Source organism: Mesorhizobium sp. M7D.F.Ca.US.004.03.1.1 (assembly GCF_003998635.1).
Classification (GTDB): Bacteria; Pseudomonadota; Alphaproteobacteria; order Rhizobiales; family Rhizobiaceae; genus Mesorhizobium; species Mesorhizobium loti.
This window is the reverse complement of sequence record NZ_RZQG01000946.1, coordinates 1-2,196: the sequence shown is the minus strand read 5'-3', so window position 1 is coordinate 2,196 and position 2,196 is coordinate 1. Positions and strand designations below refer to the sequence as shown.

The following is a 2,196-nucleotide window of genomic DNA, read 5'->3' as shown; positions in this document are numbered from 1 at the left end:
GATCGGTGGGCTCGGGACCGGCTGCAGGCGACGGTGCCGAGACCGGCGTGACAGTCGCTGCTTCGGCGGATGTGGCTGCAACCGCCGCCGTGTCCGGCGCATTGGCGGTTGGCCCGCCGGAGGCCGCGGTGGCGGCAGGCTGCTCCGCGATCGCGCCTTCGACCGGTGGCAGCCCGCTGTCATCGGCGCCTTGCGCCGTGGTGATTTTGGGCGCCAGTGGTTGCACGGCCGCACCAGGGGCAGGCTTTTCCTCGGGAAGGGCGGCGGGCGGCGCGACCACCTCGCCGGCAATGGCCTGAGCAGCGTCGAGCAAGGCGCGGTCGCCTTCCGACAGCCTGGTGCGGTCGATCTTGCCAAGCTTGGCGCGAACGTCCTCGATGGTGCCCGAGGTGACCGTGGAAAGGCTGGCATAGAGCAGGGCGCGTGGATCGTCCTGGTTGGTGTTGCCGCCACGACCCTGCTCGGCCCGCGCCGAAGCAAAAGCCGACAGCTCGTTCAGGCCGTCGATCGCGGCGCGGCGGGCGATGCGCAGATAGATCACCTTCTCGCGCTCGGGATCCATCATCGAGGTGATGTCGCCCAGCTTGTCCTGGCTGATCGACATATGCAGCGCGATGACACCGGAGACGAAGGAGTCGGCGAACTGGCTGGCATAGGGCGAATAGAGGTAGCGCTCGACATACTGGGTGGAGGCAAGCGCGAAGCGTGCCGCGTCGCCTTGCGCGACTGCAATGCCGACCGAACGGCGAAGTGCGGCTTCCTCGACCAGCGTGCCGGGGCTGAGCAATCTTGCCTCGTCGAGCAGACCGAGTGCGGCCGCCGGCTGGTCGCCGGCAAGCAGCGAGCCTTTGACCAGGGCAAGGAAAGCGCCGAGATCGGGAGGCAGCGCCATGGGATCGATCGGCCCCAAGACTTCGATAGCCTCGCCGGGCCGGCCGTTGAGGTAGTCGATAACGCCTTTGGCTATGGCAAGGCTTTGCGGGTCCGTCGTGGCGCGCGACGTGGCGGCTTCGACGGTGATCGGGTTTCCGCCGCTCATGCCGTAGACAAGCAGGGCGCGAAAGTTCTTGGGATCCTTGTAATCCTCGGCATCCGCCGCGCGCAGGCGCGCATCCGCCATCTCCAGCAGCTTGGCCTGCATCGGCAGGGCGGCATGATCGCCGGCGGCTATGCGATCCTGGATCAGCTGCAGCGAGCGCACCAGTTGATACGGCTGCAGCGCATCCTGGGCAAAGCCGGCCGAAGGGTATCCGCCGGTCAGCAGCAACAGGCCAATCAACCGGCTGGTGACGGCCGCTCGCCTCATCCGCCAGTCGCCATCAGGATTTCGATGCGGCGGTTCACGGCCGACAATGGATCTGCGGGATCCTTCGGCTGGCGATCGGCGAAGCCGGCGACCTCGGTGATGCGGCGTTCGTCGACGCCACCGCGCACGAGCATGTAGTAAGCGGAATGCGCGCGCGCCGTCGACAGTCGCCAATTGTCGTAGCTGTCGCTGCGGAACGGCCGGGCGTCAGTGTGGCCGTTGATGCTGATGGTGCCCTTCTGGCTGTTGACGATGCGGCCGATCTTCTCCATCGCCAGTACCAGTTCGCGGCTCGGCAGCGCCGAGCCAACCTCGAACATGCCGAAGTCGAGCTGGTCGGTGATCGAGATGACGACGCCCTTGTCTGTGGCTTCGACGGAGACGCCGTCGTGCAGCTTGTCGCCGGGCTTGAAGGCATCGGCCAACTGCCGCTTGACGTCGGCTGCGGCCTTGACGGCAGCCGCGGTCGGCGCCTTCTCGTCGGTGTCGGGCTTGGCAGGCTTTTGCGCATCGGCCTCGACCTTGGCCGCATTCGCGTCCTTGGTGTCGCCCGGCTTGGTCTCGCCCGGTTTGATCTCGCTTGGCTTCGTGTCGCCGGCCTTGGCCATTGCCGTGGCGGGGTTCGCGGCCTGCTTGCCTGTCGCGTCCTTGGCTAGCGGCTCGAGCGGCGCGGCCGCGACAGGCGGTACGGCTTTGACTTTGGGCACTTGCGTTTCGGCGGTCTTGTCACCGGGCTTGACCGGATCGCCCTCGATCCTGGTGCGCTCGGCACTGGCCTCGGCGGCGGGTGCCGCCACCTGCTGCGACCAGAAATCCGGCTCGAAGGGATCGCGATAGGAGGCGCCGCCGGAGGCGCCCGTCGCCGGGGCCAGTGCCGAGCGCACCAGGAT

The 2,196-nt window shown here is 67.6% G+C and carries 2 protein-coding genes; both read right to left on the bottom strand.

Annotated features, from left to right (window positions below; genetic code table 11):
- The coding region (locus EN935_RS32315) for a chemotaxis protein MotC (RefSeq protein ID WP_127374035.1) at positions 1-1,306 on the bottom strand (1,306 nt) is incomplete at its 3' end.
- The coding region (locus EN935_RS32310; protein ID WP_164771540.1) for an OmpA family protein at positions 1,303-2,196 on the bottom strand (894 nt) is incomplete at its 5' end. The genes EN935_RS32315 and EN935_RS32310, both read right to left, overlap by 4 nt.